Origin of the sequence: Microcystis sp. M015S2 (assembly GCF_020245945.1) — a bacterium.
Taxonomy (GTDB): Bacteria; Cyanobacteriota; Cyanobacteriia; order Cyanobacteriales; family Microcystaceae; genus Microcystis.
The window spans coordinates 1-25,283 of the sequence record NZ_JADBTX010000119.1 but is presented as its reverse complement, the minus strand read 5'-3'; the positions used below and the strand labels follow the sequence as shown (position 1 = coordinate 25,283).

Genomic DNA, 25,283 nt, shown 5'->3' with positions numbered 1-25,283 from the left:
TTATGAATTATGAATTGGGAAGTGGGGAAGTGGGGAGCATTTTCAGTGAACAGTAAGCAGTAAACTGAAAACTCACAACTGATAACTGATAACTGATAAATTAGGGAGTTTTTTGTAAATCGGGACGTTCTTCTGGCAGAATTGCACCTTCGACGGGACATACTTGAAGACAGATACCACAGTCGATACAAGTGGCAAAATCAATCCAATACCAATCGGTTCCTTTAACATTTTTACCAGGTCCCGGATGGATACAAGCAACAGGACAAGCGGAAACGCAATCGGCAACCCCTTCACAAATTCCAGTGACGATCGAATGTGGCACAGTGTTTTCTCCTCTAATTCTTAACATTACTTTACCACTTTTAGGCACTGCCGTGCCAGGATCGGATCATTGTTAGGAAACTTTCTCTTAATTCCCTAAAATATTGGGAGTTTTTTCTTGATCTTAGCAAGAAGTAAAATAGAAGTTTTCGCTAGGGTTTTTACTATTCCCTTACGAGAGGATAAATAGTTAATTTCTTCCCGTAATTCCTGATTATTTTTCTGGAGATAGTTATGATTATTATCTAATTCTTTTAGGGATATTACCATCTCTTGCATAGTACGATAATCTTGCTGTTGTTTGAGATACATTATCTGTTGTGCTTCCTGTAATTTTCTTAACTCTAACCAGACTTGATCCTGACTTGATTCCTTACTTTCACTGAGCGCATACTGGAAAAAATTAGTGATTTCTTCCGCTATTGTTTGATTAACTTCAAAAAACTCGATAATATTAATCTTTTCGGGGGTAATTTTCGGGTATAACTTTCTTAAATCTTGGGCAATATTAGAGGAAAAAGCGATGATTCTAGAAGCGGATAAAATTGCATAGTGTTTTTCTAAATCTACTGGTAAATTGCCGTTTTCTTCTGGGAATTCAGAAGCAAGCAAAAGTAGAGAAGGAGTGGTTAAGGGACTGGTATAAAAAGTGGAAATAAATAAATTTGCCTGTAGGCGATCGCAAATAGCTTGAATTTTTCTGGCATCCTTTCCCGTACAATTATAATCGTAGGATTCCGCGGGCCAATATTTAAATTCTTCCCATCGTGGTGCGCTGTTATTTCTATCTAAAATAACAATGTATTGACTAAATTCTAATTGACTCCAATGCTCTAGAATTGAATACCAAACCCTGGCTAATTTTCCTTGATCGATTTGAAAAATTACGCCATCAATAACAATAATTGGGGGTTTCTTCTGGGAGATAGCTTGAATTGTTTGCAATTTTTCTCGCTCATCTTCCTGTAAAATTATTCCTAAATCTTCCATCTTAACTAGATTGGGTTTAATTTCTATATCCTTAATTTCTGGGTGAGGAATTTCATAGATTTTACACACCTGATAATGTTCTTGTAATGCTTGACCATTACTGCCATGTTCTAAACCTTGAAGATTTAAATAATATAAACCTAAAATCTCAGGAATTAAAGCCATTTTTTCGCCTTGAATGCCGATTCTTAACCAAAATTCGTAATCACCAGCACAGCGAAAATTTTCCTGAAAATAACCATATTTATCGTGCAGCATTTTTCGCCACATTGGTTGAGAACCCACACAACAACCTTGACACATCTGTTGATAGGAGTAATTTGGCCAATTCCAATGTTTTAAAGCTTGGGTGGTGGCAAAAGTATCATTTTTGAGGGTGGTAATTAATTGATCGGCATAAACTAAACTAATCTCTCTATTGTTATCTAGATAATTAGCCATAATTTCCAGAGCATTGAAACAGCGACGATCATCAGTGTTCCCATTGGTGATATAGGAACCCCTAGCTAGTTTAATAGCACGATTCCAAGCTTGATAAAGGGTTTCTCGTTCTTGAGTTCTCTGGTAAATAATATTAGGATAATTTTCTTGAAACTCTTGGATAATCTCCCCTTCATTCTCCGGAGAAGCACTATCGATAATAATAATTTCTACTTCTCCCTTTTCATAAAGAGTTTGAGTAACTAAATCCTCTAGACAACCCCGGATAAACTCCGCTGATTTATAGGTAGAAACAATTACAGAAACTTTGATCCTCTGCACTGGTATAGAGTTATTATAACTAGGATTCATTGGCTTATCTTGTCGCAATTCAAGACAGGGAAATTTTTTGATAATTCTGGAAAAGAAGATTTTAAGACTCTATATTCGATCAAGAGAATTGTCAAGATGTTATCGACTCTTATTGAAGATACCAGTTTATTTACCTTTGGCTTGTGACTTGACATAATAAAAAACTATAATAGGAAGGCTGTGGAAAATGAGCAACAATGACCGTATCTTCCTCCCTAGACTGGCTAACCCGTGGCACCAGTGATTTATTCCCCCATCAACCCGACTCCCAAGATCCTAGGGAAAATTTAACCCAACTACTGCAAACTACCGATCGCCCTTTAAGAATTAAACTAGGTATTGACCCCACCGGCAGCGATATTCACCTAGGTCATAGTATCCCTTTTCGGAAACTGCGTGCTTTCCAGGATGCCGGTCATGTAGCAGTGGTGATTATTGGCGATTTTACCGCTAGAATCGGCGATCCGACGGGAAAATCGGAAGTTAGAAAACAATTAACCATCGAAGAAGTGAGAGCCAATGCCGAGAATTATCTGGCACAATTGCGCCCAATTTTAGATTTTAACACCCCTAATCGCCTAGAAATTCGCTATAACTCGGAATGGTTGGGGAAATTAGACCTCTCGCAAATTCTCGAACTCCTCTCCACCATGACCGTCGGGCAAATGTTGGCAAAAGAAGGCTTTTCCGAACGCTACGACAAGGAAAACCCGATTTTTCTCCATGAATTTCTCTATCCCTTAATGCAGGGTTATGATTCCGTCGCTATCGAGGCCGATGTCGAATTGGGAGGAACCGATCAAAAATTTAATATTGCCGTTGGTCGTGATTTACAGAAATATTTCGGCAAAAAACCGCAATTCGGGCTACTTTTACCGATTTTAATCGGAACCGATGGCAGTCAAAAAATGTCCAAATCCCTGAATAACTATGTGGGATTGCGGGAATCGGCCCTGTCCATGTACTCGAAACTGGAAAAAACCCCCGACGCTTTGTTAAAAGATTATTACGAACTATTGACAAATTTGCCCTTAGATGCTATGCCGAGCAATCCGCGAGAGGCACAAAAACAACTGGCGATCGAGGTAGTTGCCCAGTTTCACGGAGAAGAGGAGGCATTAAAGGCACAAAAAACGGCGCAAGAGATAGTTCTACAGGGAAATACGGCAGCTGCGGCTTCTGTACCCGAATTTTCCCTCGCGGCGGTCACTTTTCCCCTGAAATTATTCTATCTTCTCTCGGCCACCGGCTTGTGTAAAAGTAGCGGCGAAGGGAGAAGACAGATTCAGGGGGGTGCGGTGAGGATCGATAGCGAGAAAATCACCGATGTGGACAAAAGTTTTGAGACAGCCGAAGCTTTAACGGGAAAAGTCCTACAGGTGGGCAAAAATAAATTTATTCGCTTCGTAGCTTAAATAAGCGAAAAAGTCCCTATTCTCCGGCTTTTTCGACGATTTCTACTTCAAAATCTCGAAAATGGGCTTTAAACTTTTTACTGAACTCGACGAGGACGGGTAGGTTGGCGCTAACCGGTCTACCACGCCATTCGCTGACAATAGCTTTTACCTCTCCTTCTAACCCTTTCACGTCAAAAGGCTCTGATTTGTGTTCAGGATGGTGATAAACTACCACGGAATCAATTATACGAACTCGATCGCCAACTTTCATAAACTCTCTAGCGAAGACAAACGCCTATTGTATCTTTGAAAACAATCTTATCATTGTACGCGATATCAGTGATCAGTAAACAGTGATCAGCTTCTGAAGGCAAGAGGCAAAAGACACAAGCAAACAAGGTCATTAAACCTAAATAAAGCTTTAGGGAATAGAGGGTGACAACATATACAATGATTGGGGTTTATAGTCAAGCAACCCTAAGCCTATGCCACGCCGTGATGACTTACAGAAAATCCTAATCTTGGGCGCTGGCCCGATTGTCATCGGACAAGCCTGTGAATTCGACTATTCGGGAACTCAAGCCTGTAAAGCCCTACGAGAAGAAGGTTATGAGGTAATTTTAGTCAATTCTAACCCCGCCTCGATCATGACCGATCCAGAAATGGCCGATCGCACCTACATTGAACCAATTCTGCCGGAAATTGTCGAGAAAATTATCGCCAAAGAACGTCCTGATGCGATTCTACCGACTATGGGCGGTCAAACTGCCCTCAATACCGCCGTAGCTTTGGCCAAAAGCGGCGTTTTAGAAAAATATAACGTGGAACTGATCGGGGCAAAACTTCCCGCTATTGAAAAAGCCGAAGATAGGGAACTATTCAAAAAAGCAATGGAGAAAATCGGTGTTCCCGTCTGTCCTTCGGGGATTGCCAACAATTTAGAAGAAGCAAAAGCGATCGCCCATCAGATCGGTTCCTATCCTCTCATTATCCGGCCGGCCTTCACTTTAGGGGGAACGGGGGGCGGTATTGCCTATAACCAAGAAGAATTTGAACCGATGGCCCAGTATGGTCTAGATTGTTCGCCTACATCGCAAATTCTCGTTGAAAAATCCCTAATTGGCTGGAAAGAATACGAATTAGAGGTCATGCGCGATCTAGCCGATAACGTGGTGATCATCTGTTCGATCGAAAACTTTGACCCGATGGGGGTCCATACCGGCGACTCGATTACGGTTGCGCCCGCCCAAACCCTAACCGATAAAGAATACCAACGCCTCCGGGACTATTCTAAGGCAATTATTCGGGAAATTGGCGTAGAAACCGGCGGATCAAACATCCAATTCTCCGTTAATCCCACTAACGGCGACGTAATCGTGATTGAGATGAATCCCCGGGTATCCCGTTCTTCGGCCCTGGCATCAAAAGCCACGGGATTCCCGATCGCTAAATTTGCCGCTAAACTAGCAGTAGGCTACACTTTAGACGAAATTCCCAACGATATCACCAAAAAAACCCCGGCTTCCTTTGAACCGACTATCGATTACGTCGTCACCAAAATTCCTCGCTTTGCCTTCGAGAAATTCCCCGGCTCCCAACCGATTCTAACCACCCAGATGAAATCCGTCGGGGAAGCCATGGCTATCGGTCGAACTTTCCAAGAATCCTTTCAAAAAGCACTTCGCTCCCTAGAAACGGGCCGTTTTGGCTTTGGTTGCGATAAAGTCGAAACTCTCCCCCCTCTCTCGGAAGTCCGGGCTAGTTTGCGAACACCCAACCCCGAACGAGTTTATAGTATCTATCATGCTTTTAAATTGGGCATGAATGGGTCGGAAATCCACGAACTAACCGGGATTGATCCCTGGTTCCTCGATAAATTGGCCGATTTGATGGAAACTGAGAAGTTTCTCAAACGAACTCCCCTGAAAAGTCTCGGCAAAGAGGACCTATTCGCTATTAAACAACAGGGTTTTAGCGATCGCCAAATCGCCTTCGCCACCAACACCAGCGAGGACGAAGTAAGAAGTTATCGCAAGGGTTTAGGTATTGTTCCCGTTTATAAAATGGTGGACACCTGCGCGGCGGAATTTGAAGCCCTGACACCCTATTATTATTCCACCTACGAACGGGTAGAATCGGAAGTTTTACCCTCCGATAAACGCAAAGTGATGATCCTTGGTGGTGGTCCCAATCGCATCGGTCAGGGGATAGAATTTGACTACTGTTGTTGTCATGCCGCTTTTTCCCTCAGTCAAGCCGGTTTTGAGACGATTATGGTCAACTCTAACCCGGAAACTGTCTCCACCGATTACGATACCAGCGATCGCCTTTACTTTGAACCCCTGACTAAAGAAGATGTCTTAAATATCATCGAAGCGGAACAACCAGAGGGTTTAATTATTCAATTCGGTGGGCAAACTCCCTTAAAACTAGCCCTTCCCCTGCAAAAATATTTAGAATCGCCTAATTGTCCCGTAAATACCAAAATTTGGGGAACTTCACCCGATTCGATCGATGCCGCCGAAGATCGGGAACGTTTTGAACAAATCCTCCGACAATTAGATATCCGACAACCCCCCAACGGTATTGCCCGCAGTTTCCAAGAATCCCAAGCCGTGGCTAAACGCATCGGTTATCCCGTAGTAGTACGTCCGTCCTATGTTTTAGGCGGTCGGGCGATGGAAATCGTCTATTCCGATAGCGAATTGGAACGCTATATGAAGTATGCGGTACAGATAGAACCAGATCACCCGATTTTAATCGATAAATTCCTCGAAAATGCCATCGAAGTGGATGTGGATGCCCTGTCAGATGCCACGGGAACAGTAGTTATCGGGGGATTAATGGAACATATCGAACAAGCGGGCGTACATTCGGGCGATTCTGCCTGTTCTATCCCCCATACGTCCCTGAGCGCCCCGGTTTTAACCACAATTCGACAATGGACGGTGGAACTAGCGAAAGCTTTAAAAGTAATCGGTTTGATGAATATCCAGTATGCGGTACAGGGGGAGACAGTTTATATCTTAGAAGCGAATCCCCGCGCTAGTCGTACCGTTCCCTACGTTTCCAAAGCAACGGGAGTTCCTCTGGCAAAAGTTGCCTCCCTCGTCATGTCGGGCCGAACCCTGACGGAATTGGGTATCATCAGCGAAGCAATTCCCCGTCATATTGCCGTAAAAGAAGCGGTTTTACCCTTCCAGAAGTTCCCTGGTGCCGATACTCTCCTGGGACCAGAAATGCGTTCTACAGGCGAGGTAATGGGGATTGACAGCGATTTTGGCAAAGCTTTCGCTAAAGCAGAAATGGCCGCCGGCGTGATTTTAGCCACCAGTGGGACGGTTTTTGTCTCGATGAACGATCGCGATAAAACCCCCATGGTCCCCGTGGTTAAGGATCTGCAATCCCTCGGTTTTCGAGTTGTCGCCACTTCGGGAACTCGTGAAGTTTTGTTAGAAAACGGTTGCGAAAATATCGATTTAGTGCTAAAGATTCACGAAGGTCGTCCCCACGTTATCGATTGGATCAAAAATGACTGGATTCAGTTTATTGTCAATACTCCCAGTGGTGAAGAATCCCAAAATGATGGCCGACAAATTCGCCGCACTGCCCTCGATTATAAGTTACCCATTATCACCACTATCGCCGGGGCAAAAGCGACAGTAGCGGCCTTAAAATCCCTGCAATCCCAACCTTTAGAGGTGAAAGCTTTACAGGATTATCTCGCCTAATTTTCAGTTATCAGTTATCAGTTATCAGTTATCAGTTATCAGTTATCAGTTATCAGTTCACTCTTTACTGATTACTGTTTACTGTTCACAGCAAAAAAGCTCCCCACTTCCTAATTCATAATTCATAATTCCTAATTCCCATGACCGATACTCTAAACGATTATAAAAACCTAATTACTGAACTGATTAACCGTTATAAAAACCGCGTCGATTTCCTGACAATTCGTCTAGAAGAAGCGCGGGGGACAAATATTCTACTACGTTCCGAACGAGTGGAAACCCTCAGCGAAGGTATTGCTATCGGTGGTCAGGTACGCGCCTGTTATAAAGGAGGTTGGGGATTTGCCAGCTTTAATCAATTATCCAGTTTACAGGAACGATTAGAAGATGCGATCGCTGCTGCCCGTTTAATTGGGGAAGAAGAAACCCTGATTGCTCCGGTAGAACCTGTAATTATTAGTTGTGAATTGCCTTTAACGGGAACGGATCCCCGTTTAGTGCCATTAGCCGATAAAAAAGCCCTCTGCGATCGCTATAATAACTTACTGCGTCAACACCATGCCAGTATTGCCACCACTTCCGTCCGTTATAGCGATAGTAGTCAACATATTCTTTTAGGCACTTCTGACGGGACTTTAATCGAACAAAAATGGTCGGACTTAGAAATGCGTTTTTCGGCCACCGCTAGGGATGGGGACAGCGTACAAACGGGCCGGGAAACCACGGGATCCCGAAAAGCTTTCGAGGATCTGGTCAATTTAGAAGAACAGGTGCAAGGGTCGGCTAAACGGGCCGTACAAGCCCTAGTTTTGCCCCCTGTCAAGGGCGATACCTACACCGTCGTCATCGATCCCATTTTAACCGGTCTGTTCGTCCATGAGGCTTTTGGCCACCTTTCCGAGGCAGATATGTTGTACGAAAATCCCGACCTTTTGGAAGTGATGAGTATGGGCAAACGTTTCGGAGCAGATAACCTGCAAATCTTTGACGGGGCCTATCCGGAAGGTCATCGGGGCAGTTATTTTTATGACGATGAGGGAACCCCCGCGACGACGACTCAGTTAATTAAAGATGGGGTTTTGGTGGGAAGACTGCATTCGCGGGAAACGGCGGGCAAATTAGGCGAAAAACCGACCGGTAACGCCCGTTGTCTCAATTATCATTATCCGCCCATTGTCCGCATGACCAACACTTGGATTGAACGGGGAACCACTGCCGTTAAAGAGTTATTTTCGGGGATAAAAACGGGAGTTTATGCCCAAAATTGGCAGGGAGGCATGACTAACGGCGAAATGTTCACTTTTAGCGCCGGGGAAGCTTGGATGATTCGCGATGGAGAAATTGCTGAACCCGTTAAAGATGTGACTCTCTCCGGTAATGTCTTTAAAACCCTAGCCAATATTGAGGCAATTGGAGATGATTTCTACTGGGATGAGTCAGGAGGCTGCGGAAAAGGGGGTCAAAGTGGTTTACCGGTCGGCTGCGGCGGCCCCAGTCTCCGTATCCGCGATGTGGTGGTGGGGGGAGAAGCAGATATTCAGTAATCAGTGATCAGTAAACAGTAATCAGTGCCAAGAAAGTGGGAAACTACTATTTAATACTAATAACTGATAACTGATAACTGATAACTGCTGTAGCGGAGTTTCATAAGGGCGAAATCTATCTCATCTTCTCGTCACTGTCTTCAATTTCTTGCTCATCTTGATTGATTTCTTCTTTAAATCCCCGTAAAGTTTTCCCCAAAGCTGCCCCAAATTCGGGTATTTTTTTCGGTCCAAATATCAGGAGAACAACTACAGCAATAATTACTATTTCTGGCCAACCTAATCCAAACATAATCTTGAAAGTAAAAAGTAAAAAAAGAGAAAGGAGTCAGAATTCAGGAGTCGGAAACTTAACGGTGATAACTGATAACTGATAACTGATAACTGATCACTGATAACTGATAACTGACTCTATGCTGCCACTTCAGCGCGTTTGTAAGCTTCGTCGAGGACTTCTGAGAGAGTCGGATGGGTGTGGATGCGGAAAGCGAGTTCATGGACGGATTTACGTTCAGCGATCGCATTGGCCGCTTCTTGAATTAAATCCGATGCGTGGATACCGATAATATGAACACCGAGTAATTCCCCCGTATCCTGACGATAAACGACTTTAGCGATGCCTTCCGTTTCTCCTTCCGCTAAAGCTTTGGAATTTCCCTTAAAATAGGTCTTGACAGCAGCGACTTTATACCCTTCTTGCTGTCCCAAAACTTCTGCTTGCGGTTCCGTTAAACCCACATAACTAATTTCGGGGTGGGTAAAAGCGGCGGCGGGAATACTGCGATAATCGATGGTTTTTGGGCGATTACAGATATTTTCAATGGCTATTACCCCTTGACCCGAAGCAGCGTGAGCTAACATCATTTTACCCGTAGCATCGCCCACAGCCCAGAGATGGGGGATCGGTTCACCGTCCTGAATTACCTGCATTTTGTCATTAACCGCAATAAAACCGCGTTTATCCAGTTCTACCCCGACAAATTCCAGTCCGAGATTCTTGGTCGCGGGGATTCTCCCTGTAGCGACTAAACAAGCATCTACTTCTAAAATTTCGATCGCTTCTTTACTTTTTGCGTCCACCAGTTCAATGGCCACAGGATTCCCCGGTTTAATACTTTTTGCCAAAACTCCCACATAGGTCTCGATGTCTCTAGGTTTAATCAGAACTCTTTCCGCGATTTTCGAGATTTCTGGGTCAAATCCAGGCATGAGACTATCTAAAGCTTCGATCATCGTCACTTCACAACCCAAAGCGGTGTATATATCCGAAAATTCCAGACCGATATAACCACTGCCGATAATTGCGATCCACTTGGGTAAAGTTTCTAATCTAACGGCCTCATCGCTAGTAAAAACCGTTTTATGATCGATTTCGATCCCCGGTGGGACAAAGGGAACCGACCCCGGACAGAGCATAATATCCTTAGCGGTGTAGATTTTTTCGCCACTATCCCCGATGACGCTAACTTTTTGCGGACCGGCGATTTTTCCCCAACCGTGGATAGTATCAACCTTGAGACGTTTAAGACTATTAGTGAGATCGCCTCTAATTTTACTAACAAGGTTGTTAGCATGATCGGCAATTGTTGGACGGTCAAAATTCACGCCACCGATGGCAATACCTAAACTTTTCAGATGGTCACTATCGGCCAATTCTCGCACTCGTCCCGAGGCTGCCAGCAAAGCTTTAGAAGGAATACAACCGCGATTGACACAGGTTCCTCCCATATCTTTGGCTTCGATAATAGCTGTTTTTAGCCCACATTTGACTGCGTGTAGGGCTGCCCCGTGGCCACCAACTCCAGCACCGATAATAATTAAATCGTAGTCGAATTCACTCATAGTCTCTCTGACTCTCAAAGTTAGCATTATCCCATTTTACGATCCACTGCGATCAAGCTGTGCTATCCCGGGCAAAAACTGGAGCCAGTTTTTAGCCATCAGGCTCTTGTGCATTGAAACTGGCTATTGGCAATTTTAGGACAAGACGTTACTAGACCTCTGGTAAAAATCAAAAATTGTTGCTGGGGTTAGGATCCGGTCATCGGTCGTCAGGAGAATTAAGCATGAATAACAATCAATTAAATGGTCTCTTCACAGATTTCAGGCAATTTAATCTTTATTTTTGCCGTTTTTAAATCCTCAAAAATTAATTAGGGTTTGCTGAATCAAAATATGAATACTAATCCTGCATCCTATCCATAAGTTAGTCTAGTCCTAGATTGGAAAAATTAGACCTCCCGCCAATACTTTGCCAGATGAAGGAACCATCTTTCTCCTACCATAATTTAGGCTCGAAACCAGAATCATTAATAATTTCTACCGTTTCTCCCGACGGTTTAATCACAAATAAACCTTCTTTATAGGCATAACGATCTACTCCTTCATCTATTTCTATTCCCGCCACTGCACCATAAGCCTGATAGTTTCTATAATGGGGAAATGCTTGTTTAAATCGACTTAATTTTTCTAAAAAATCATTGACATCATCTTTCGATAAACGAGACTTACATTCTACTAAAACTACCTCGGTTTCATCGACGGCTAAAATGTCAATCTCCATGGCTATTCCTTGCCGTTTTACCCTGGCACAACTGTAGGTTTCTTTGACATCGATACCTTTGCCACGAAATAGGCTAATAACAGCAGGTTCGACTAATTCCTCGACAAATCTTCCCCAGCGAGTGGTTAAACTATCCACCGCACGACTGGTATTAGCGACTGTTTTCTCTAGCTCGGCCAAACGGCGATCGGCTTCAGCAGCCCGGCGATCGGCTTCGGCGGCCCAGCGATCGGCTTCGGCCTTAGCTTCGGCGGCTCGGCGATCGGCTTCGGCCTTGGCTTCGGCAGCCCGGCGATCGTATTCTTGGCGTGATTGTTCAAACTTTTCGTTAGTTTTCTCAAAAAGTTTATAGATATCTTCGATGGTAATCGGTTGAGACATGGTTATTTGTTTTAATCTTTCTTATTTTACTATAATTGTACTAGCAAAGTACAAGTCATTTTAGGGAGGGGTGTTAATTGAGCAAGTCAATAGTTATACTAAATCCGTTGAGTAACGCACAGAAAACGGGTTTCTCGGAGAAACCCGTTTTCTACTCATGCAAAAGGCAAAACGGAGAATAAATAATCAGTTTTTAATAACTGGATTTAGTATGAGGACGATATAGCGGGGACGGGAACCACAGTTTCTTCGTTGATCATGGTTTCTAACTGTTCAGCCTGGGATTTGGCTCAATAAATTGATCATTGTAAATAATTGTTACAAATACTTGACTTAATATATTTCTATGGTGACAGAAACACAGATCAAAGAAAAAGCGCTAGAGTTGGGCTTCCATGGGGTCGGTATTGCCTCTGTGGACAGCCAAGACTCGGCGGTATCCCATCTAAAAAGCTGGTTAGAGCGGGGTTATCACGCTGATATGGATTGGATGACTAACCCGAAACGACAGGATATCAAAACTCTTTGGCCGGAAGTGCGATCGCTAATTGGTCTCGCCCTTAACTACTACACCCCCCAGCAACACAGTCAAGAACAAAACCATGGCAAAATTTCCCGTTATGCTTGGGGAAGGGATTATCACAAAGTATTAAGTAAAAAATTAAAAGCCCTCAGTCAATGGTTAGAAAGTCAGGGGGAGCAAATTCAAACCCGTTACTATGTGGATACTGGACCGGTACAGGATAAAGTTTGGGCGCAAAGAGCAGGGATCGGCTGGATTGCCAAGAATGGTAACTTAATTACCCGCAATTACGGCAGTTGGGTATTTTTAGGGGAAATATTAACTAATTTACCTTTAGAACCCGATCGACCCCATAGCGCCCATTGTGGCACCTGTAGCCGTTGTTTAAGCGCCTGTCCCACCCAAGCAATAGTTAGTCCCTCTGTGGTGGATGCTAATCGCTGTATTGCCTACCATACCATTGAAAATCGTTCTGTAACTTTGCCTACAGAAATTGCCAAGAATTTACAAGGTTGGGTAGCTGGCTGCGATATCTGTCAAGATGTCTGTCCTTGGAATCAACGTTTTGCCCAAGTTACCGACGTGGAGGATTTTCAACCTCGCCCAGAAAACCTCTCGCCAAGATTGGAGGAATTAGCTAATCTAACTATAGAGGAGTGGGATCGTCGTTTCATCTCGTCGGCCCTACGTCGAATTAAACCCCAGCAGTGGCGACGTAATGCCCAGGCTAATTTAGCTCATTCCCCGAACCCCGCACAAGATGACAATTAAAGTAGTCGTGTTCGATTTTGATGGTACTATCGCCGATACCCACGATACTTTCGTGGAGATTGTCAATCGTTTGGCTAAAAATTTTGGTTATCAACCCATCAACGAGGAAGATTTGGCCCGACTAAAAAACCTTAGTTCCCAAGAAATTATTAAACAATCCCAAGTTTCCCCCGTTAAAATCCCTTTTTTACTCTATCGAGTTAAACGGGAATTAAATAAACAAATTGAATGTCTGAAACCCTTTCATGGCTGGCATCACTGCCTCGCCACTCTTAAAGAAAGAGGCTATAGATTGGGAATAATAACTTCTAATACTAAAGAAAATGTCACCATCTTTTTAGCAAATAATCAACTCTTAAATTTATTTGATTTTATCTGTTCGGGAACGCCCTTATTCGGCAAACACAAAATTATCGATCGCCTGATCCGACAAAATAAATTCTGTCCCGATGAAATGATTTATGTCGGCGATGAAACCAGAGATATTACTGCTGCCAAAAAAAGTCAAGTGCAAGTGGTGGCAGTCGCTTGGGGCTTTAATTCCCCTCAAATTCTCACTCAATTTAACCCCGATCATCTCATTCATCATCCCCTAGAATTATTGGATATTTTAGATAGGGCTGGCTGAAAAAGTTTTTTCTGGGGACAAGGAAAGGCAGTTTGGACATTTGTACTAAAATACCCAATACTCAGTTTAAATATAGACTCCAATCGATGGGGGCAGAGAGACTCGAACTCTCACGAGCTTATAAGGCTCAACGGATTTTAAGTCCGTAGCGTCTACCATTCCGCCACGCCCCCGTTATTTAACCGACAATTTTTTATCATATCACAAATAATTTAATTAGCAAGAGTATTTTCAGTAAATTATTTTAGCCCGCCAATTCGATCGCCGCAAAGGGGGAAAGACAGGGTAAAATAATCAGCAGGTGAATTGCCGTTCACCGACAGCTATTGAGAAAAATATATCCTTATGCAATCAATTCTGACGCAAGAAACCATTATCATCGCCCTGATCTACCTATCTCTCAGTGTCTTGTATTTGCTCGTCATTCCCGCCTTTATCTACTACTACCTCAATACACGCTGGTATGTGGCTTCTTCTTGGGAAAGAGGGTTTATGTACTTTCTGATGAGCTTTTTCTTCCCCGGGATGCTGTTGTTGAGTCCTTTCCTTAACTTCCGTCCCCAACGTCGTACCCTAAAAGCTTAAGTTATCAACCCAAAAAACCCATGAGACGCATTGATGTCATCGGGATCGGTATCGGGATGTTTGCTATGGGCGGCATCCTCTACATTATCCTCCAAAAAACCGGTTTAGATAGTGCTTCGGCGGGAATTTGGAGTCAAGCGGTGTTGGTGGGTGGTGTCATCGGTTGGATTTTTACCTATCTGTTTCGAGTCGCCACCGATAATATGACCTACGGCCAACAGCGCAAGGATTACGAAGATGCCGTCTTTAAAAAACGTCTGGAAGCGATGACTCCCGAAGAAATCGCCCAAATGCAGCGGGAGATTGAAGAAGAAAAAACTAAATAGACCGATGAAACCCGATAAAATCATCATCGGTTGGCGAGAATGGCTGGATTTACCTGATTTAGGCATTACCAAAATAAAGGCCAAGATTGATACAGGCGCTCGCTCCTCGGCCCTACACGCTTTTGATCTGCATCCTTTTCGAGATGGCGATCGCAATTGGCTGCGCTTTCAAGTTCATCCCTACCAAAAAGATAGTCACCACACTGTCACCACTACCGCAGAAATCCTCGAATGGCGACAGGTAAAAAATTCTGGGGGTCAAAGTCAACTACGTCCCGTTATCAGAACAAGTGTATTACTTGGCGGTCGTCAATGGCCGATCGAATTAACCTTGACTAATCGCGATGTCATGGGTTTTCGGATGTTGTTAGGACGAGAAGCACTGAAAAAAGGCTTTCTTGTCCATCCGAATAGGTCTTTTTTACTGAGTTAAGTTATATTTAGTTATCAGTTATCAATTATCAGTTATCAGATGTGAGTTTTCAGTTCACTGTTTACTGTTTACTGATCACTGAAAAGGCTTTTCTGGGAAGTGGGTAATTAGGGAAGTAGGGAGTGGGTTTTTAAAGTTCGATTGGGATTTAATCGCACTATTAAAAACAGATTTGTTATTATTATCTATCTAAATTCTTGGAGATTGTTGCTGTATAATTGTGATGACTGCCCCCGCTTTTCAGCCGAACTATGCCCATTCCCGATTTTCAATCGATTATGTTGCCTCTATTAAAAATACTTGCAGATGGCAAAGTTTATAAATATCGAGAAATTATTGAAGCCTTGGTCAGAGAGTTTCAAGTCACGGAAGCGGAAAGAAAAGAAATGCTTCCCAGTGGACAACAAGAAATTTTTGCTAATCGAGTCGGTTGGGCAAAAACCTATTTAAAGAAAGCGGGATTAATTGACTCACCCCAAAGAGCAACTTTTGTAATTTCTGAGAAAGGAAAAGAAATCTTATCTCAAAATCCTGCTCGAATTGATGCCAAATTTCTCAGACAGTTTCCCGAATTTCAAGAATTCAATCGAGTCAATAAGCAAAATGAAACTATTACTCTTGAAAGCAATTTATCAACTTCTGATCAAGAGCAAAATCCCGAGGAATTACTAGAAAACTCCTATCAAGAAATTCGTCAAGCATTAGCGACAGACTTACTTTCTATTCTGCGAAAATTATCCCCAGATGCTTTTGAAAAATTAGTAGTAGAATTACTGGTAAAAATGGGTTATGGTGGCTCAATTAGAGATGCCGGTAAAGCGGTAGGTAAGAGCGGTGATCAAGGGATTGATGGGATAATAAAAGAAGATAGACTCGGTTTAGATATAATCTATATTCAAGCCAAAAGATGGGCTGATAATAATGCCGTTGGTCGTCCAGAAATCCAGAAATTTGTCGGGGCATTAGCGGGACAAGGAGCCAAAAAAGGTATTTTCATCACAACTTCCTATTTTACCAAAGAGGCTTTAGAATATGCCCCCAGAAATGAGATAAAAATAGTGCTGATTGATGGGGAAGAATTAGGTCAATTGATGATCGATTATAATTTAGGTGTATCGACAAAAGAAATCTATGAAATCAAGAGAATTGATCATGATTATTTTGGGGATGAATGAGAGAGAGAGGAGGACAAGGGTTACAGAAAACGGCCATGGCGTTAAAATAGATAGGGAAAACAGAGGATAAAAACTATGGACGGGATGACCTTTTTTCAGAAAAGTGCGGGACAGTGGAAATCTCAGCGCACCACCCATCATTTACCCTTTCGACGCTCAGAAACCGGCGATTCCGAGATTTATGTGGAAGCTTTAAGCGCCGATAACCCGAAAATTATCGCTATCTGTGAAATGCACGAAGTCGATCCCGCTAAGACTGTGGGGGGTGCCTTTGTCAGTTGGGATGGTTCGATGCAGTGGGACAAAGAAAACGAAAATCATCAAGGAACCACCGTTTTTGCGCTAATTCCCGACGAGGATAATCCCCAAGCGGGTGTTCTCCTGCGGGAGCGAGGTTATGCGGAAATCATTCCCGTGGCGGGCCGTTATCACATTGATGAACAGGAAGGTTTAGTCTTAATTACAGAATACGAAACTATGACCTCGATCGAGCGTTTTTGGTTTGCCGATGCCGATTTACGTCTCCGCACTAGCACAGTTCAACGTTTTGGCGGTTTTAATACGGCCACTTTTTGTGCTGAATCCCGCAATCAGTCATCGGAGTCAGTCTCTAGTGATTCCCCCGAACCTTCATCCTATTCGATTAGTGGCTGGTAAATTCAGTTATCAGTTATCAGTTATCAGTCATCAGCTTTTTTCTCCCCTCTCCCTGCTCCGGCGCTCCCCAACACCCCGGATGGTAAGCAAGTTTTCTTAACAATTGTAAGAATTTTTAATATTTCTTTTCTAGTTGGCACCTACTCCCTTATCATTAGGAGGAAAGTTTTTTAAGCATTTCTAAGGATACGGAGGTTTACCCTTGGCCATTCCTCTTTTAAATTACGCCCCCAAGTCCCAAAACGTGCGGGTAGCTGGTTATGATGTCGGTGGAGACGAAAAACCGAGAGTTTACACGACGGAAAATGTCCTCTCCCCTAGCGACCTGGACGATTTAATCGAAGCCGCTTACCGTCAGATTTTCTTCCATGCCTTTAAATGGGATCGGGAACCCTTCCTCGAATCCCAATTACGCAATGGACAATTATCGGTGCGGGATTTCATTCGTGGTTTACTGTTATCGAAAACCTTCTATAACAGCTTCTACGAGAAAAACAGCAACTATCGCTTTGTCGAACAGGTAGTACAAAGAGTCCTCGGTCGCGATGTCTATAGCGAAAGAGAAAAAATTGCTTGGTCGATTGTCGTTGCCACCAAAGGTATTCAAGGTTTTGTCGATCAACTTCTCAACAGTGACGAGTATCTGCAAAGCTTTGGTTATGATACCGTTCCCTACCAACGTCGTCGCACCCTGGCCAGCCGCGAAATCGGTGAACGTCCATTCAACATCACCTCGCCCCGCTACGATGGCTACTATCGTGGTATTTTGGGCTTCCCCCAAATCGTTTGGCAGAATGCTGTCCGTCGCTATATTCCCCAAGAGCAAAAACCCAAAGCCGGCGATCCTTCCAGCTTCTTGGCTATGGCCCGGGGTCTCGGTAGCGCCAAAGGCAATCCTGTACCAAGAGTCTCCGCTATGAATATTAACATCGAGGCTTCTGTACCCCGTCGTTAATTTTTAGCTAAACCTGCCGGGGAGAGTCCCTAATTGGCAGAATGACCCCCGAACCATAATCAGGTTAGGTTATTTTGTGAATTGGTGGCTCTCCCTATGGGGTGGCTCCTGATATAATCCCCCCACCGAGGACGATTTCCCCTTCATAAATCACGGCTGCCTGGCCCGGGGTGATGCTAAATTGTGGTTCATCGAAAACCAGTTTCACTTGATTATTTTCTAGGGGAATAACATTGACAGGAACGGCCGGAGAACGATAACGTACCTGTACTTGCGCGCGGATAGGGGTGGTGGGTTCGGCAATAGAAACCCAGTTCATCCGTCCGACAAGACAAGCGGCACTAACGGCACTTTCGCGATTACCGACGATAACCCGATTCATGACGGGATCGAGTTTGACCACATAGAGGGGTTCGGCGGCGGCGATGCCGATGCCTTTGCGTTGTCCGATCGTATAATGATGGATACCGCTATGTTTACCCAAAACTTTGCCATCGAGATCGACGATATCGCCCTCACTAACGGCGATATACTTATCCAAGAACGATCGCATAGTTCCATGAGCTTCAATCAAGCATAAATCCTGACTATCGGGTTTATCTGCTGTTTTTAAGCCGAATTCCTGGGCAATCCTGCGGGTTTCTGCCTTGGTTTGTTCGCCCAAGGGAAATAAAGTCCCACGCAGTACATCTTGAGTGAGATCATAGAGAAAATAGGATTGATCTTTATTTTGATCGACGGCGCGCAGCAGTTGATAACGGTTATTTTCAGGAGAAAAACGAATTCTAGCGTAGTGACCGGTGGCAATAGTATCCGCTTCTAAGGTTTCCCTAGCATAATGCAGCATCGGGCCAAATTTTACCGCTTTATTGCACTGAGAACAGGGCAGCGGTGTGATTCCCGCTTCGTAACCGGAAACTAGATAATCAATAATTTCTTTTTGGAAAAGCTCGCGACTATCGACGATATGATGGGGAACCCCCAACTGCTCACAAATAAAGGCCGCATCCACCATTCCCTCGGAGCAGCATTGACCTTTACCCTTCATTAACCACAGGGTCAAGCCAATAACATCATAACCTTGAGCGTGTAAGGCGGCAGCGGCAACAGAGCTATCTACTCCCCCCGATAGACCGACAACAACTTTTCCCATAAACCTTGTCATGATTTTTAACCAATATACTTTCTAGACTAGCATCTCCTCCTTTAAAATTTGGACATGGTGTACCCAAATCTCGTGTGAGGACAAGCTAGTATGATGAGAACAAACCTACTGTTTTTCTCGGCCTTATTTTGGTTAAAAGTCGGGATAATCGCTCAAGCAACCGTGCTGCTAAAAGCAAACTTATCTTTTGCCCAGAATCTTTATCCCGGTCGTCGTTTGCCCCCACCGCCGGCGGTGAGACAACCAACTAAACGTTCAGACAGTCCCAGTGCTGTTAATTGTTCCCAATGTTCACCCTTAAATTTACCCCTCGTTAATTCTCCATCAGTTCGCCCCCCGGTGGCTGCCCCGGTTTCCGGTAATCAACCCCTGAGAGAATACGTTTTTCAAGCCCCCGCTACTGTGCGTCCCGCCGATGCTACGGTGATTAATAATCATCCTCGTCAAACTGTCAATCCACCGGTCCCCACACCTGAAAATCGCGCCAATAAACCCCCTTCTCCCCCACCACAGCAGCGGGTTATTGCTACTAATCAACTCTTTCGCGTTGAAGTTAAAAGTAATAGTGCAGAAGCGTTGGCAAAAATTAAAGAAATTGAACCCCTCGCATTTATCCGTACGGGAGAAAATGTGATTCAAGCGGGGTTATTTCAGCAACAATACCAAGCTAAACAACGGGTACAAGAGTTAACTAGACAGGGTTTTAGCGCCCAGATTATTACCCTCAATAATTAGTAAAGTTAGGGTTGAGAATATTAATAATAATCCGGGTTCAGGTCTGGGAATTATCCCTAAGTCTCCTTAACCCTTGCCCTGCTGCGGGTTAATAAGACCGCTTGTAAAAATCAAAAATTCTCGTGGTTGCTGGAGAATTAATACCATTTTTCTTTATTCGTAGCAGGTATCTTACTCCCCTCTCCCTTTCTGGGAGAGGGGTTGGGGGTGAGGGCAATTAACCATCTCTGCCATTACTTTTGAAAAATGGTATAAGAATGAATAATCATCAATTAAATGGTCGATTAATGGTGAACGGCAGCAGTTATTAAAAGAGAGCGCCAGCATGGCAGCCAAAATATAGTGCAAGTGAACGCTTGACACGATGATTTTGAGCCAAGTATTTCTAGTCAATTAAGCATAAATACTTAAAATATCCTCAAATGCGGCATCGCATTTACCTAAGAAAAAGCGCTTAATAAGTTGTTAAATTTCGGGAACAACATTAGCAGTATGCTGAAAATTAGCGAAAACCATTAAGATCATAGACCGAGTTTAATCTTATGCTAGAGAAAATACTATACGCTGATTCCGGCGCAGGTCAAACCCAAGAAATGCTACAAGCATTGATGGATCTCCCCGCTATCCGGAAAGCGTCGATTACCATTCTCCGGGTTGTTCCCCCTCAGATTACCACCGAAGCCCTGGCCAGTAAATGGGAAGAGGGAACCCAAATGCTGACTAAAATCCTGCAAGAAGTCAAAATTGAACCCAGCAAAGTTTCCACGATTCTGCGGCAAGGAGATCCCAAAGATACCGTCTGTCAAGTTGCCGACGAAATCGGGGCCGATTTGATCCTGATGGGTTCCCGAGGACTGAAGCGACTGGAGGCAATTCTAGAAAATTCCGTCAGTCAATACGTCTTTCAACTGACTAATCACCCGATGTTATTGGTAAAAGACGATATTTACGTCAAAAAAATCAAAAAGGTGATGGTAGCTCTCGATAAGTCTAGCTCGGCTGATTTAGCTCTCGATCTGGCTATTTATCTCCTGCGAGACTATCCTTCAGCAGAGTTAATTCTCGCCCGCGTCAACCCCGACTTAAAACCGGAATTTGCCCCCACTTCTCCCAAAGAAATGGAAGAAAACCCGATTATAGGGCCGGCAGTGGCAAAAGCGAAACGGATGAATATACCCTATCGCTGCGTGGTGACGGGGGGTAAACCGGGGGAACAACTCTGCAAACTCGTCGATGATTATAATGTGGATCTCTTACTGTTGGGTTCGCCCGATCGCCGTCCTTCCGTGGCTAAGAGTTTACCGGATCTTGATCGCCTTCTCGGTACTTCCCTCTCGGATTATGTGCGGGTTAATGTCAATTGTCCCGTCCTTTTAGCCAGAAAAGAAGGGATTTAGCCCCTATTGGGTGTAGGCAGGTAAGTCTTGACTCATTTGATTTAAGTTGCTGGCAATGGCTTTCATCGTCATAAAAGCCGAGCTAAAGGCGATTAGCTCATTTAAAGGATAACTTCGACTCTCAACCCGCAAGCTCAGTAACTGCTTCTCAAGAGATTCAATTTCTTGGATGAGCAATCCTAACTTTGGTGGGTTGAGAATGACCTGGGCAGCGATCGCAGTCTGTTGTGCGATCGCTAAAATCATCAGCCATTTTTACTTTTTTGGTGAGGACGGTGGGCAGACGTTTGTGACCTTTTGCCCGTAAATATGCACCGATATTACCCAGTTCAATTTTAAGAACTTCCCGATAAAGGAAAAGGATGGCGTTGAGGGCTTGGTTTTGGGTGGCGGCGGCAACGTTTTTGTCAACGGCAAGATGGGTCAAAAAGGACTTGATCTCTTCTTTTCCCATCTCACGGGGATGTTTTTCCTGATGGAAGAGCAGATAACGCTTAATCCAGTCCAGATATATTTGTTCGGTGCGGTAGGAGTAGTGTTTAAGGCGAATGGTTTCACGCACTACGTCTAGGAGTTTTCGGGGTGGGGGAGGGTTCATCACAGAGTACGCTAATCGGCATAACACGCTTATCGTAATATTATACGGAAAACTTCTTGCGATCGCTCCATTTGAGCGTAATATACAGAAAGATTCTTAAAAAAATGCGTATTTGGCGTGACATACGGAAACTTTCCGTATAATATATGGTTAGACTTCAAGAAGTTATATTACAGGATTCAACACTTTGCAAAATCAGATATACCCAACTTGGGTAAATAATCAAAATAAAGCCTTTGAATGTTTCCTTGCTAACTAACTCGCCTCATGCGGAGTAAATATGCAAAATCCAGATTTAACGGGGTTTGGGGCAAAGCCCTCAGAAAATTTATCTTTATCCTCGGATGCTATATGGATTAGGCTTGAAGATGGATCTTCCCGAATGATTCATCTTCAGGGAGATTGTCTTTACTTAAGTCCATCTGCTACTTCAGATTTAGAAAATTGTATTATTAAAAAAAGTAATGAAAATTCTTCAGTTAATATTGTAAAAAAATTAGCTTCTTATAGAATGCTAGATATTAATTCTAAAAGATTTTTTACCTTAAATAAAACAATTAAATATTTTAAAATACAATTTATTTATTATGTTGTTTACATAATGGGGTTATGTAATTTTGTTACTGGTATTAATTTTAAAATAAAAATACTTTTAATGTTTTCATTCATATTTTATCAAGTGTTTGGTATTTCTATAACAATCGAAGCTTGGCAAAAATATTTTGGGAAATTTATTGAATCAAAATCTAAAATAAATAAATGTTATACAGTTATTGACTTAAGTAACCTGGTTATAAATTGTGTCAGTAATTCTATATTTCCTTTAGCCTGTAAAGAGCGTGCATTAGTCACATTTGCTCTTTGTCAGCAATATGGATACAATGTATCATTATTTCTTGGGGTACAATTGTTTCCATTTTCTGGTCATTGTTGGGTACAACATGATGACATTATTTTAAGCGATGAACCAGAACGATGTAAAATTTTTATGCCAGTTAGATCCTATGATAATAGGAAAATAAATTTTTATTATGAAAATGGAGTTATATGATCTATGTACAATGGATTTCATGTTATTTCAACAGAAGAAAATGTAGATATTTTTATACATGGAAAAGATAAAGTTTTACAAGATACTAATATTTCCTTCTTTAAAAATAATAATATAGTAATTTGCACCATAGGTCGATTATATGTGGAAGATAATAAAATTAGTCAGATTAATGCATCAAAGTATATATATATTGTTTACGAAAAATCTGGAATTGATGGCTTGATAAAAATTCAGGGTGACTTTGCATTTGCCTTAATTAATCGGCAATCCATCTCAATTACTGCTATGAGAGATATAATTGGTGGTTATCCTTTGTATTGGTACACCAATGGAGGACAAATAATTCTCACCACCAATCTTTCTGTGATTCTTCGCAAATTTGGCAAGCAAAGGGTTGATAATGAGTATATTGCAGACTTTCTAAGCCTACCTCATTGCGGTTTTGCTGAAGTTCCAACAGACAAAACAATTTTTGAAAATGTGAATAGACTACTTCCTAATCAGATATTTTGTAGTCACAAAAACAGTATTGAAATTATCAAAAAAACTTCACCATTTTCTAATTTTGTTATGCAAGACATCCCTTCAAAAGCAACATTAGAAAGTGGTTCTTATATTCATAAATTAGGTGAAGAAATAACAGAAATCCTTGCAAATTCGATAAAATTACGAGCATTTGGAATAACGGCTTCTCATTTATCAGGAGGCTATGATTCCACAGGAATAAGTCTATTATCTAGAAAAATCCTTAAAACAAATATTGTGACTATTTCACAAGTTTATCCTTCTTTTCAACGACTAAAAAGGGAAATTGAGTTCATTAACTCAGTTTTTGAAGAATATCAAGATATATTTTCTTATTATTACCTTTTAGCGGATAGGTTTAAAGACTTTTCAAATCTAGACTCTACACCAATACTAGAAGAACCAAGTCCATGTATAACTTCATGGAAAATTAGGGAAGTAACTCTAAAACTTTTGCAAAACAATAATATTAATACTTTATTTATGGGGATTGGAGGAGATGAACTTTTTAATGTTATGTCAACTTCTTATATCGAATCACTACTAGCTGAAAAAAAGATATCTTTTGCTTGGGCGGAAGCCAAAAAATTGGGATTATCAAAAGCTAGAACAGGATTATCATTTTTTTTAGAATCATTGTCTTTATTTTTAAGTAGTCGCTCTAGACTTTGGCATCAATTATTATTAACTCCTATTCCGTGGCTGAACAAAGAATTTGCTGAAACCTATTCAATTAGTTTGAGATGCTATCGTATGCTTAAAGCAAATTATTGGTCAAGCGGTTCAAGTCAACATTACCGTATACTAAACACTTTCGTTGGTCAATCAGGTCATGTCTTACGTTGGAAGTTTGCTCAGTCTGGCAATGCCCATGTCACTTTTCCTTTTTTAGATCTGAACTTGATTCGTTATTCAATGACAATACCAGATTACTTTAGAGTTAATAGAGGACAAGAAAAACCAATTCTAGCATCAGCATTTAAAGACATTTTGCCAAAGAAGATTATTGATAGACGAACAAGAGGTAGCTTTCTAGAATTAGTACTTCGAGGAATCAATGAGAATTATGAATTAATAAAAACTATTATACTTAATAGTGATAGTCATAATTTTATTAGTCGATCCAAGATGCTACAATATTTAGACAATATTTATCATGGGAAAACAGTTTCCATAGATTTAATCGATAAATTTTGTTTGACATTGGCTATCCTTATTTGGTATGATAGGACAAATACTATGTATTCTGATGCTCTATCTCAGGTAGATTTCCTTATTTCCTCGAATTCACTGGAGTAAATGTAAAATGAAACTAACTTCCATCTTGCGTTCTGTGTCATTGCTCTTCGCCAATACATCTAGCCTAAATGATTCTAGCTCAGATGTTGTTCTTGTTAACTCTTCTAAACAGTTTTTTCAAAATTACCAAGGTTCTAGTCGCGATACTGATTGGTCAAGTACGCGAGGATACGACTAGCAAGATTGCTATTACACCAAATTAGCTGAAACAATCCAGTAGGGTGCGTCCCACGCACCTTTTACCTTTTTAAATATAAGCCCGTCTAACAAATCACTGCACCCGACCTTATGCTAGACTTTGAGAACTACCCAAAGCTACTGACGGCGGGTGAGTTCAACCGTTATGCCGCATAGCCCTTAGGGAGCAGGCCCAAAAGATTATCAGCATGTGAAGGAAGGGCTTACTTCATGGGCGCTCTAGATTAAAACAAGGCTTCTGTTGAAATTGAGCAATGACCAAAAGTGGCACAACCCAACTTGGGTATTTCATAAACTTCGACCTATGGCAAGATGCACTGTATCTTCTTAATTTTCAGTGCGATCGCCGATCTTGTAGGGTGCGTTAATGAAATGTAACGGTGCGATTCGTTTCTAGGGGAATAAATAGCCTAGAGTAGCCTGTAGGTTGAACTTCGGCCGTGAGCTTTTGCCGAACGGTTGACGCAAGGAAACCCAACCATATCAAGTTTGCTGTGAGGTTCCGCTGTTGCTACAATTTGATCCCACATCCATAAT

23 protein-coding genes and 1 tRNA gene are annotated in these 25,283 nt (G+C 42.4%); 15 read left to right on the top strand and 9 right to left on the bottom strand.

From position 1 onward, the window contains the following. Positions 1–100: 100 nt before the first annotated feature. Positions 101–325, bottom strand: coding sequence for a ferredoxin family protein (locus IM473_RS19735; protein ID WP_016516721.1), 225 nt, complete (start codon positions 323–325; stop codon positions 101–103). Positions 326–420: 95 nt separating this feature from the next. Next, a complete protein-coding gene (locus tag IM473_RS19730) occupies positions 421–2,106 on the bottom strand; it encodes a glycosyltransferase (protein WP_287660586.1) in 1,686 nt (561 codons plus the stop codon). A 197-nt stretch (positions 2,107–2,303) separates the two neighbouring features. On the opposite strand from IM473_RS19730, the gene tyrS reads away from it, so the two are divergent. Then, entirely contained in the window at positions 2,304–3,521 is a 1,218-nt protein-coding gene (gene tyrS, locus IM473_RS19725; protein WP_287660585.1) for a tyrosine--tRNA ligase, read from the top strand. A gap of 16 nt (positions 3,522–3,537) precedes the next feature. Here tyrS and IM473_RS19720 read toward each other — a convergent pair whose 3' ends face one another. Beyond that, positions 3,538–3,774, bottom strand: a complete 237-nt coding sequence (locus IM473_RS19720; RefSeq protein WP_287660584.1) for a ferredoxin-thioredoxin reductase variable chain — start codon at positions 3,772–3,774, stop codon at positions 3,538–3,540. Between the two features lie 214 nt (positions 3,775–3,988). Here IM473_RS19720 and carB point away from each other — a divergent pair, with 214 nt between their 5' ends. Next, a complete protein-coding gene (gene carB / locus IM473_RS19715) occupies positions 3,989–7,234 on the top strand; it encodes a carbamoyl-phosphate synthase large subunit (RefSeq protein WP_287660582.1) in 3,246 nt (1,081 codons plus the stop codon). A gap of 140 nt (positions 7,235–7,374) precedes the next feature. Then, positions 7,375–8,778, top strand: coding sequence for a TldD/PmbA family protein (locus IM473_RS19710; RefSeq protein WP_287660581.1), 1,404 nt, complete (start codon positions 7,375–7,377; stop codon positions 8,776–8,778). Positions 8,779–8,893: 115 nt separating this feature from the next. Here the strand turns inward: IM473_RS19710 and tatA are convergent, their stop codons facing one another. The 3 genes from tatA to IM473_RS19695 all read right to left on the bottom strand — a co-directional run bounded on the left by tatA (position 8,894) and on the right by IM473_RS19695 (position 11,722). Continuing rightward, positions 8,894–9,070 (bottom strand): twin-arginine translocase TatA/TatE family subunit, encoded by a 177-nt coding sequence (gene tatA / locus IM473_RS19705; protein ID WP_002733416.1) that lies wholly within the window; start codon positions 9,068–9,070, stop codon positions 8,894–8,896. A gap of 119 nt (positions 9,071–9,189) precedes the next feature. Further along, on the bottom strand, positions 9,190–10,620 hold the full coding sequence (gene lpdA / locus IM473_RS19700) for a dihydrolipoyl dehydrogenase (RefSeq protein WP_194016096.1): 1,431 nt from the start codon (positions 10,618–10,620) through the stop codon (positions 9,190–9,192). A 436-nt stretch (positions 10,621–11,056) separates the two neighbouring features. Next, positions 11,057–11,722: a DUF3782 domain-containing protein gene (locus IM473_RS19695; RefSeq protein WP_287660579.1), complete on the bottom strand. Its 666-nt coding sequence runs from the start codon at positions 11,720–11,722 to the stop codon at positions 11,057–11,059. 346 nt (positions 11,723–12,068) lie between these two features. Here IM473_RS19695 and queG point away from each other — a divergent pair, with 346 nt between their 5' ends. After that, entirely contained in the window at positions 12,069–13,016 is a 948-nt protein-coding gene (queG, locus tag IM473_RS19690) for a tRNA epoxyqueuosine(34) reductase QueG (RefSeq protein ID WP_287660578.1), read from the top strand. Next, a complete protein-coding gene (locus tag IM473_RS19685) occupies positions 13,006–13,644 on the top strand; it encodes an HAD-IA family hydrolase (RefSeq protein WP_287660577.1) in 639 nt (212 codons plus the stop codon). The genes queG and IM473_RS19685 overlap by 11 nt, the downstream gene beginning before the upstream one ends. An 87-nt stretch (positions 13,645–13,731) precedes the next feature. On the opposite strand, the gene IM473_RS19680 is transcribed toward IM473_RS19685, so the two are convergent. Beyond that, positions 13,732–13,817, bottom strand: a tRNA-Leu gene (locus tag IM473_RS19680). Between the two features lie 172 nt (positions 13,818–13,989). Here IM473_RS19680 and ndhL point away from each other — a divergent pair. The 6 genes from ndhL (at position 13,990) to IM473_RS19650 (ending at position 17,775) form a co-directional block, all read left to right on the top strand. Further along, positions 13,990–14,229 carry an NAD(P)H-quinone oxidoreductase subunit L gene (gene ndhL, locus IM473_RS19675; RefSeq protein ID WP_108936016.1) on the top strand — a complete coding sequence of 80 codons (240 nt, stop codon included), beginning with the start codon at positions 13,990–13,992 and terminating at the stop codon, positions 14,227–14,229. 20 nt (positions 14,230–14,249) lie between these two features. Beyond that, entirely contained in the window at positions 14,250–14,555 is a 306-nt protein-coding gene (locus tag IM473_RS19670; protein WP_002751981.1) for a DUF3007 family protein, read from the top strand. A gap of 4 nt (positions 14,556–14,559) precedes the next feature. Continuing rightward, positions 14,560–14,988, top strand: a complete 429-nt coding sequence (locus tag IM473_RS19665) for an ATP-dependent zinc protease family protein (RefSeq protein ID WP_045359948.1) — start codon at positions 14,560–14,562, stop codon at positions 14,986–14,988. A gap of 251 nt (positions 14,989–15,239) precedes the next feature. Further along, entirely contained in the window at positions 15,240–16,163 is a 924-nt protein-coding gene (locus IM473_RS19660) for a restriction endonuclease (RefSeq protein WP_287660576.1), read from the top strand. Positions 16,164–16,238: 75 nt separating this feature from the next. After that, positions 16,239–16,820, top strand: coding sequence for a phycobiliprotein lyase (locus IM473_RS19655; protein ID WP_002781010.1), 582 nt, complete (start codon positions 16,239–16,241; stop codon positions 16,818–16,820). Positions 16,821–17,022: 202 nt separating this feature from the next. Beyond that, positions 17,023–17,775 (top strand): phycobilisome rod-core linker polypeptide, encoded by a 753-nt coding sequence (locus IM473_RS19650; protein ID WP_287660575.1) that lies wholly within the window; start codon positions 17,023–17,025, stop codon positions 17,773–17,775. A gap of 94 nt (positions 17,776–17,869) precedes the next feature. On the opposite strand, the gene mnmA is transcribed toward IM473_RS19650, so the two are convergent. Beyond that, complete coding sequence (mnmA, locus tag IM473_RS19645; RefSeq protein WP_287660594.1) at positions 17,870–18,928, bottom strand: tRNA 2-thiouridine(34) synthase MnmA; 1,059 nt, start codon at positions 18,926–18,928, stop codon at positions 17,870–17,872. Between the two features lie 102 nt (positions 18,929–19,030). Between mnmA and IM473_RS19640 the strand changes: the two genes are divergently transcribed. Both IM473_RS19640 and IM473_RS19635 read left to right on the top strand, forming a co-directional pair. Beyond that, positions 19,031–19,675: a hypothetical protein gene (locus IM473_RS19640; RefSeq protein WP_287660574.1), complete on the top strand. Its 645-nt coding sequence runs from the start codon at positions 19,031–19,033 to the stop codon at positions 19,673–19,675. A gap of 542 nt (positions 19,676–20,217) precedes the next feature. After that, a complete protein-coding gene (locus IM473_RS19635) occupies positions 20,218–21,072 on the top strand; it encodes a universal stress protein (RefSeq protein ID WP_008201218.1) in 855 nt (284 codons plus the stop codon). Between the two features lie 157 nt (positions 21,073–21,229). On the opposite strand, the gene IM473_RS19630 is transcribed toward IM473_RS19635, so the two are convergent. Next, positions 21,230–21,670 carry a phage integrase N-terminal SAM-like domain-containing protein gene (locus IM473_RS19630; protein WP_287660572.1) on the bottom strand — a complete coding sequence of 147 codons (441 nt, stop codon included), beginning with the start codon at positions 21,668–21,670 and terminating at the stop codon, positions 21,230–21,232. A gap of 280 nt (positions 21,671–21,950) precedes the next feature. Between IM473_RS19630 and IM473_RS19625 the strand changes: the two genes are divergently transcribed. Next, a complete protein-coding gene (locus IM473_RS19625; RefSeq protein ID WP_287660571.1) occupies positions 21,951–22,721 on the top strand; it encodes a lasso peptide biosynthesis B2 protein in 771 nt (256 codons plus the stop codon). A 3-nt stretch (positions 22,722–22,724) separates the two neighbouring features. Continuing rightward, positions 22,725–24,548, top strand: a complete 1,824-nt coding sequence (locus tag IM473_RS19620) for an asparagine synthase-related protein (protein ID WP_287660570.1) — start codon at positions 22,725–22,727, stop codon at positions 24,546–24,548. The last annotated feature ends 735 nt before the right edge of the window (positions 24,549–25,283 follow it).

Coding starts and splice junctions, on each gene's coding strand:
- IM473_RS19730 (WP_287660586.1), bottom strand. CDS start 2,106: ATGAATCCTAGTTATAATAACTCTATACCAGTGCAGAGGATCAAAGTT.
- tyrS (WP_287660585.1), top strand. CDS start 2,304: ATGACCGTATCTTCCTCCCTAGACTGGCTAACCCGTGGCACCAGTGAT.
- IM473_RS19720 (WP_287660584.1), bottom strand. CDS start 3,774: ATGAAAGTTGGCGATCGAGTTCGTATAATTGATTCCGTGGTAGTTTAT.
- carB (WP_287660582.1), top strand. CDS start 3,989: ATGCCACGCCGTGATGACTTACAGAAAATCCTAATCTTGGGCGCTGGC.
- IM473_RS19710 (WP_287660581.1), top strand. CDS start 7,375: ATGACCGATACTCTAAACGATTATAAAAACCTAATTACTGAACTGATT.
- tatA (WP_002733416.1), bottom strand. CDS start 9,070: ATGTTTGGATTAGGTTGGCCAGAAATAGTAATTATTGCTGTAGTTGTT.
- lpdA (WP_194016096.1), bottom strand. CDS start 10,620: ATGAGTGAATTCGACTACGATTTAATTATTATCGGTGCTGGAGTTGGT.
- IM473_RS19695 (WP_287660579.1), bottom strand. CDS start 11,722: ATGTCTCAACCGATTACCATCGAAGATATCTATAAACTTTTTGAGAAA.
- queG (WP_287660578.1), top strand. CDS start 12,069: ATGGTGACAGAAACACAGATCAAAGAAAAAGCGCTAGAGTTGGGCTTC.
- IM473_RS19685 (WP_287660577.1), top strand. CDS start 13,006: ATGACAATTAAAGTAGTCGTGTTCGATTTTGATGGTACTATCGCCGAT.
- ndhL (WP_108936016.1), top strand. CDS start 13,990: ATGCAATCAATTCTGACGCAAGAAACCATTATCATCGCCCTGATCTAC.
- IM473_RS19670 (WP_002751981.1), top strand. CDS start 14,250: ATGAGACGCATTGATGTCATCGGGATCGGTATCGGGATGTTTGCTATG.
- IM473_RS19665 (WP_045359948.1), top strand. CDS start 14,560: ATGAAACCCGATAAAATCATCATCGGTTGGCGAGAATGGCTGGATTTA.
- IM473_RS19660 (WP_287660576.1), top strand. CDS start 15,240: ATGCCCATTCCCGATTTTCAATCGATTATGTTGCCTCTATTAAAAATA.
- IM473_RS19655 (WP_002781010.1), top strand. CDS start 16,239: ATGGACGGGATGACCTTTTTTCAGAAAAGTGCGGGACAGTGGAAATCT.
- mnmA (WP_287660594.1), bottom strand. CDS start 18,928: ATGGGAAAAGTTGTTGTCGGTCTATCGGGGGGAGTAGATAGCTCTGTT.
- IM473_RS19640 (WP_287660574.1), top strand. CDS start 19,031: ATGATGAGAACAAACCTACTGTTTTTCTCGGCCTTATTTTGGTTAAAA.
- IM473_RS19635 (WP_008201218.1), top strand. CDS start 20,218: ATGCTAGAGAAAATACTATACGCTGATTCCGGCGCAGGTCAAACCCAA.
- IM473_RS19630 (WP_287660572.1), bottom strand. CDS start 21,670: ATGAACCCTCCCCCACCCCGAAAACTCCTAGACGTAGTGCGTGAAACC.
- IM473_RS19625 (WP_287660571.1), top strand. CDS start 21,951: ATGCAAAATCCAGATTTAACGGGGTTTGGGGCAAAGCCCTCAGAAAAT.
- IM473_RS19620 (WP_287660570.1), top strand. CDS start 22,725: ATGTACAATGGATTTCATGTTATTTCAACAGAAGAAAATGTAGATATT.